Here is a 6,660-nt window from a genome sequence, read left to right on the forward strand (position 1 = left end):
CGAAGAGGCGCCGGCCCTGCGGGACGTAGCCCACCCCGGCGCGCGGCACGTCGTGGGCGGGCAGGCGGCTGAGCTCGCGCCCGTCGAGCAGCACGCGGCCCGACATCAGCGGCAACAGGCCCATGATGGCCTTCATCGTGGTGGTCTTGCCCGCGCCGTTGCGTCCCAGAAGACACAGGATTTCGCCGGCCCCGACATCGAGCGAGAGATCGCGCAGCACCTGCGCGCGTCCGTAGCCGGCACTTATCGCCTCGAGCCGCAGCATCATCCCCGCCCCAGGTAAGCCGCCTGTACGGCGGCGTTCGCGTGTATCTCGCGCGGGGTGCCCTCGGCCAGCACCGCCCCGCCGTCGAGGACCGTCACGCGGTCGGCGCATTCCATCACCACGGACATGTTGTGTTCGATCAGCAGGACCGTGGCCCGCCCCGCGATGTCGCGGACGAGGGTCTTGAAGCGCGCTATCTCGCCTTCGGCAAGGCCTTGCGTGGGTTCGTCGAGGATCAGCAGGCGCGGGCGCTGCACGAGCCCCATGGCGATCTCCAGCAACCGCTGGTGGCCGTAGCTGAGATTGCCGGCCTCGGCGTCGATACGGTCGCGCAGGTCCACTCGGTCGAGGGCGTCGCGCACCGCTTGCGTCACGCCCGAGGGCGGCACGTGACGCCGCGCGGCCAGCGCCACGTTCTCGCGCACCGGCAGGCGTGGAAAGACCGAGGTGATCTGGAAGGTGTAGCCCATGCCGGCACGGATCCGCTTGTGCGCGGGCAGGGCGGTGATGTCGCGCCCGGCGAAGTGCACGCTGCCCGAGCTGGGCGCGATGCGCCCCGAGATCATGCCGACGAGTGTCGTCTTGCCCGCGCCGTTGGGGCCGATCAGCGCGCGCAGCTCGCCCTCGGGCAGGTCGAGATCGACGTCGCGGACCGCCTGTAGCCCGGCGAAATGGCGCGACAGGCCCCGGGTGGACAGCAGCGTCATGGCAGCCAGCTCCAGCCGCGGCGGCGCAGTTCCCCGGCCAGCCCCTGCGGCGCGAAGAGCGTGAGCGCCACCAGCGTCACGCCGGCGATCAGCATGTAGGCCGTGGTGATCCCCGAGCCCAGGTCGATCAGGTAGAACATGAACAGCGTGCCGATGAAGGGCCCGAGCACCGTGCCCGCGCCGCCCAGCAGGACCCACAAGAGCGGGAAGATCGAGTATTGCACGCTGGCGAAGCTGGCCCCCGCATAGCCGAAGAGCAGCCCGTAGACCGCGCCGGCGCCGGCCGAGATCGTGCCCGAGATCACCATCGCGCCCAGCTTGTGAGCGAAGGTGTCATAGCCCAGCATCCGCACGCGCTCCTCGTTCTCGCGGATCGCGACCAGCGTCTTGCCGAAGGGCGCGCGGACCAGCCACAGGCAGGCCCCGAGGCTTGCCGCGAAAAGCGTCCAGGCCGTGACGTAGCGGTTGTCCGGGTCGCTGAGATCGATCCCCCAGAGCACGCGTTGCGCCGCGCGGATGACGAACCCCTCGTCGCCGCGCGTGATGTCCCCGAAATGCAGGATCGTCAGGTAGCCCGCCTGCGCGAACATCAGCGTGACGATCAGGAAGGCCACGCCGGAGGTGCGCAGCGCCAGAAGCGCCAACCCGCCGGAGACAACCGCCCCGGCGGCCAGCCCGGCCAGCAGCGCGGGGGCCGCGGTCATGTCGAGGTGCTGCATCGGCAGGGCCATCCCGTACATGCCGGCGGCGAAGAAAAGGGCGTGGCCGAGGCTGAGCAGCCCGGTATAGCCGAAGAGGATGTTGTAGCCCACCGCGTAGCTGGCCAGCACCATGATCCGGGCGAGGTTGCCGTGGTGATAGGCCGGTAGCACGAATTGCAGCGCGAAAAGCAGCGCCAGCAGCCCGCCATGCAGCGCGAGGATGCGATGCGTGACGGTCATGCGGCGCGCGCCCCGAACAGGCCCTGCGGCCGGAATACCAGCACCAGCGCCACGAGCAGCGTGGCGAGGATCTTGGCCAGCGTGGGCGAGAAGAAGACCGAGATGATCCCGTCGCTCAGCCCGATGAGCACGGCGGCCAGCACCGTGCCCGGCAGGCTGCCCAGACCGCCGATGATCACGACGATGAAGCTCAGCAGCAGGGGATCGGCGCCCATCAGGTAATGTGCCTGCTGGATCGGCACGATCAGCACCGCCGCCAGAGCCGCCAGCCCCGCGCCCAGCCCGAAGACCAGCGCGTAGACCCGCTCGACCGGGATGCCGAAAGCGAGCGCCATGTCTCGATCCATCTGCGTGGCGCGCATCACCAGCCCGGCATTGCTGCGCGTCATGAACAGCCACGCCCCGGCCAGTATCGCGGCGGCCGCCGCGATCACCGCCAGCTTGTAGGTGGTCGTCGACAGGCCCCACGGCCAGTAGAGTTGCCAGCCGCCGTCGGCGTGTTCGATCCACGGGATGGCAAGGCGCTGGTTGAAGGGCGGCTCCACCGGCCGCGCCTCGGGGCCATAGGTCATCAGGGCCAGTTGCTGGATGATGTAAAGCAGGCCGATCGTGGCGACGATCGTGCGTTCCGGGTCATAGCCGATGCGCTTGAGGATCGTCATGTCCGCAAGCGCGGCGAGGGTGCCCACGGCAAGCGGCGCGATCACCAGTGCGGCGAGGAACCCGAACGCGGGATGCCCGCCCACCGTTTGCGCCACCCACCACGCGATGACGGCCCCCAGCATGAAGAATTCGCCATGCGCGATGTTCACCACGCGCATCACGCCGAAGACCAGCGACAGGCCGACTGCCGTCAGCGCCAGCACCGCGGCTGTCACCGCCCCTTCGAGCGAGGCGAGGAGGAGATAGGGCCCGAGTTCCATGTCGCCCATTGCTTGCCCCGCCGGAGCGACCAAGGCAAGCAAAATGCCCGCCGTCAGCCGAGCGGGTAGTCGGCCAGCCTCTCGTAGACGGGGCCGTCATGCGACAGCCGCGACCGGTAGAGCGCGAAGGCCCGCACCGCCACCGGCGGCAGGGCCATGTCCCCGTGAACCGTCAGGAAATGGCCCAGCTTGTCCAGTTCGTGTTGCGGGGTGGTGGGCGCGAACCGCGCCAGCGTGACATGCGGGCGGAAGCGTTCACGCGGCAGGTCGATCCCGGCGTCGCGGACGGCAAGCCGCACCTTGCGCCGCAGCGTGGTGAGCGCGTCGGTCGCGGTCACCGCGGCATAGACCGCGCGGGGCTGTCGCCCGCCGAACAGGTCGAGCCCCCGCAGCTCCATCTCGAAGGATGGCGCGGCGATATCGCGCAGGCCTTCATCGAGCAGGGCCAATGTCTGCGTCGACTGATCGCCGAGGAAGGCGAGGGTCAGGTGGAAGTTGTCGGGCGCGACCGGGCGCCCTGATTCGAGGTCTTCGGTCAGCCGGGTCAGCGCCTCGCGCATGTCCTCGGGCAGGGGGAGGGCGATGAAGCTGCGCATCTAGCGGCCGTCGCCGTGCCGGTGCCGTGGCGCGTCGCACATGTCAGTGCGCCTGCTGCAACCGCGCGTAAAGGCGCAGCGCGTGGCTTGGTTCCGCGGCGACGGCGGGCAGGACCGGATCATACCCCGCCCGGATCAGGCCGGCGATTTCGGGTCGCAGGATGACCGTGTCCTTGCCGGGGACACGCGCCAGTGGCGACCTGTCGGTAAAGGCGGTGTCCGACCACAACAGCATCGTCTGCACGATCTGGCTCAGCGCCAGCGTCTCGGCCGGAACCGCGCCCAGCTCGGTGTCCATCCGCAGGAAGACGAAGGCGGCACGGATCGCGCCCGCCTCGTCGAAGCGGAAGATCCGGTACTGGTTGGCATCCACCGACTTGAGCCGCGCCACCAACGGGCCGAGATCGGGAACCAGCCGGTCGAGGTCGGGCACCGCCGGCAATTCGTCCCAGTCGCGGAAGAAGAAGATCATCAGGTTGGCGCCGAGTTCCGGGTCCGTTTCGGCCATCCTGTGATCGGCCGCGGCGACAACCGCCTCGATCGCGCCCTTGACGACCCCCAGCGTGGCATCGTCCACCCCGAAAACGATGGGCACGATCGGCCGGCCCCAGCGGGCGAACAGGAACTGCCCGTCGGCGCGGGTGAAAAGCGCCTCGATGTCCCCGGGTGTGATCCCCGTATTGTCTGTCATGGCCGCGCCCCCGTGGTTGCCGCGACGCCTTAGCAGACGGGCCGGGCGACGCCAACCGCCCGCCGGCCTCTACGCGCGGCGCAGATCGGCGCCAAGCCCGGTCATCAGCGGCTCGAACACCGGGAAGGAGGTGGCGATCGGCCCCGCGTCATCCACGGCAACCGGGGCGTTGGCGGCCATGCCCATGACCATGAACGACATCGCGATGCGGTGGTCCAGATGGCTCGCGGCGGTCTGCCCGCCGGGCACGTCGCCCGGGCCGCGGCCATGCACGATCCACCAGTCCTCGCCGTCCGCCACCTCGACGCCACCGGCGCGCAGCCCGTCCGCCATCGCCGCGATCCGGTCGCTTTCCTTCACGCGCAGTTCCCTGACGCCGCGCATTTCCGTGGGCCCGCTGGCAAAGGCCGCGACGACCGACAGGACCGGGTATTCGTCGATCATGCTGGCCGCGCGCGCCGGCGGCACCGACACCCCCGTCATGTCGGGCGAGAACCGCGCCCGCAGGTCGGCCACGGGTTCGCCGCCTTCCTCGCGCTCGTTTTCATAGGTCAGGTCGGCGCCCATATCGCGCAGGGTGGTGAACAGGCCCGCCCGCGTCGGGTTCAGCCCGATGCCCGGCACCAGCACGTCCGAGCCTTCGGTGATCAGCGCCGCGCAGACCGGGAACGCCGCCGAGGACGGATCGCGCGGCACCGCGATGCGTTGCGCCGTCAGCTCCGGCTGGCCCGTCAGGGTGATCACGCGGCCCTCGTCCGTGTCCCCGGTGGCAATCTGCGCGCCGAACCCGGCCAGCATTCGTTCCGTGTGGTCGCGCGTCGCCTCGCGCTCGGTCACCACGGTCTGCCCCGGCGCGCCGAGCCCGGCGAGCAGCACCGCGGACTTGACCTGCGCCGAGGGCACCGGCACCGTGTAGCGCACCGGCACGGGATCATGCGCGCCCTCGATCGTCATCGGCAGGCGCCCGCCCGAACGCCCCACGGCACGCCCCCCGAACAGCGCCAGCGGGTCGGTCACGCGCGCCATGGGCCGCTTGTTCAGGCTGGCATCCCCGGTGAAGGTGGCGGTGATCGGGCAGGTGGCCATCGCCCCCATGATCAGCCGCACGCCGGTACCCGAATTGCCGCAGTCGATCACCCTGTCGGGTTCGGCAAAGCCGCCGGTGCCCACGCCGTGCACGTGCCACGTGCCGTTGTCGTCCCGTGTCACCTCGGCGCCCATGGCCCGCATTGCGCGGCCCGTGTCCAGCACGTCCTCGCCTTCCAGAAGCCCGGTGATGCGCGTCTCGCCAATGCTCAGCGCCCCGAGGATAAGCGCCCGGTGCGAGATGGACTTGTCCCCCGGCACCTCGGCCACGCCCGAAAGCGGGCCCGCCTTGTGCGAGGACATCGGTAAGGGGGTGCCGTGGCCGGACATGGCGCGCGCCTTTCGGAAAACTCAGGTTGCGCCGGGTGATAGCGCAGGCGCCGGGCGGCGTCCATAACCTGCGCGCGCCAGAGCGGACCGGGGTCAAATGAAACTCGCGAAGGGGATGTACCGGACAGGCGTGCCGGGCGCGATCTCGGCCGCGCCGTCGGGCAGCTCCACCAGCCCCTCGGCCCAGCTCAGCCCGCTGATGCGGCCCGACCCTTCGGATTTGAAGACCTCGGCCCGGCCATCGCGGAGGCGCGCCCGCAGGTACTCGCGCCGCCCCGGCTTCTTGGTCTTGGCAAAGGCGGCCGGCAGGGTGAATCCCTGCGGCTCGTGCCAGCCCGCCCCGGCCAGCAGCCCCATTGCGGGCCGCGCGAAGACGAGCGTGCAGACCATCGCGGCAACCGGGTTGCCCGGCAGGCCGAAGACAGGCGTGCCCTGCCACAGGCCCAGTGCCAGCGGCCGCCCCGGCTTCACCGCGATTCGCCATTCCGCCATCGCGCCCGCCTCGTTCAGCAGGGCCGAGACGTGGTCCTCGTCACCTGACGACGCGCCGCCCGAGGTCACGATCACGTCCGCCTCGGCCGCGCCGCGGTCCAGCGCCGCGCGCAGCGCGTGTCGCGTGTCATCGACCCGGCCCAGATCCCGCGTCTTGAAACCGAATTGCCGTGCCAGCGCCAGCAGCATCGGGCGATTGGCGTCGTTGATCTGGCCCGGCCCCGCCGCCGCGCCCGGTTCGACCAGTTCATCCCCCGTCGAGATGACGGCGACCCGCAGCGGCGCGCGCACCGGCAGTGCATCCAGCCCGGTCGCCGAGGCCAGCGCCAGATCGGCCGGTGTCAGGACCCGCCCCGCGGCCAGTATCGTGTCGCCCGCCGCGACGTCCTCCCCCGCCGCGCGGGTGTTGGCGCCGCGCTTGATGCCGGCGCGGAAGGCGATGTGGCTGTCCGAGGCTGTCACGTCCTCCTGCAGGATCACGGTATCGACGCCCTCGGGCAGGGCGGCGCCGGTCAGGACCCTGACAGCATCGGCAGGGCCCCGCCGCGTCGATCGGGGCCTGTTTGCCGGTGCAGTCGCGCGTCTGGAACTGGATGTAGCCCAGCCGGCCGACATGCGCGCGGGCCAGC

Annotated in this window: 8 protein-coding genes; all 8 read right to left on the reverse strand. The window is 70.7% G+C overall.

Annotated features, from left to right (window positions below; genetic code table 11):
• A partial coding sequence (locus ACH107_RS28795; protein ID WP_412509163.1) for an ATP-binding cassette domain-containing protein occupies window positions 1–268 on the reverse strand: 268 nt, incomplete at its 3' end.
• Complete coding sequence (locus ACH107_RS28800) at window positions 265–972, reverse strand: ABC transporter ATP-binding protein (protein WP_412509164.1); 708 nt, start codon at window positions 970–972, stop codon at window positions 265–267. The genes ACH107_RS28800 and ACH107_RS28795, both read right to left, overlap by 4 nt.
• Complete coding sequence (locus ACH107_RS28805; protein ID WP_412509165.1) at window positions 969–1,913, reverse strand: branched-chain amino acid ABC transporter permease; 945 nt, start codon at window positions 1,911–1,913, stop codon at window positions 969–971. The genes ACH107_RS28800 and ACH107_RS28805 overlap by 4 nt, the downstream gene beginning before the upstream one ends.
• Complete coding sequence (locus ACH107_RS28810; RefSeq protein ID WP_412509170.1) at window positions 1,910–2,836, reverse strand: branched-chain amino acid ABC transporter permease; 927 nt, start codon at window positions 2,834–2,836, stop codon at window positions 1,910–1,912. The genes ACH107_RS28805 and ACH107_RS28810 overlap by 4 nt, the downstream gene beginning before the upstream one ends.
• Before the next feature lie 53 nt (window positions 2,837–2,889).
• The gene (gene thpR / locus ACH107_RS28815) at window positions 2,890–3,432 is read right to left on the reverse strand and encodes an RNA 2',3'-cyclic phosphodiesterase (protein ID WP_412509166.1); all 543 of its coding nucleotides are present in this window, start codon (window positions 3,430–3,432) and stop codon (window positions 2,890–2,892) included.
• Window positions 3,433–3,475: 43 nt separating this feature from the next.
• The gene (locus tag ACH107_RS28820; RefSeq protein WP_412509167.1) at window positions 3,476–4,123 is read right to left on the reverse strand and encodes a hypothetical protein; all 648 of its coding nucleotides are present in this window, start codon (window positions 4,121–4,123) and stop codon (window positions 3,476–3,478) included.
• A 69-nt stretch (window positions 4,124–4,192) separates the two neighbouring features.
• The gene (gene aroA / locus ACH107_RS28825) at window positions 4,193–5,539 is read right to left on the reverse strand and encodes a 3-phosphoshikimate 1-carboxyvinyltransferase (protein ID WP_412509168.1); all 1,347 of its coding nucleotides are present in this window, start codon (window positions 5,537–5,539) and stop codon (window positions 4,193–4,195) included.
• A 93-nt stretch (window positions 5,540–5,632) separates the two neighbouring features.
• Window positions 5,633–6,660, reverse strand: a 1,028-nt coding sequence (locus ACH107_RS28830) for a molybdopterin-binding protein (RefSeq protein ID WP_412509169.1), incomplete at its 5' end; no start/stop codon positions are given.

It is taken from the genome of Roseovarius halophilus (ex Wu et al. 2025) (assembly GCF_047086965.1).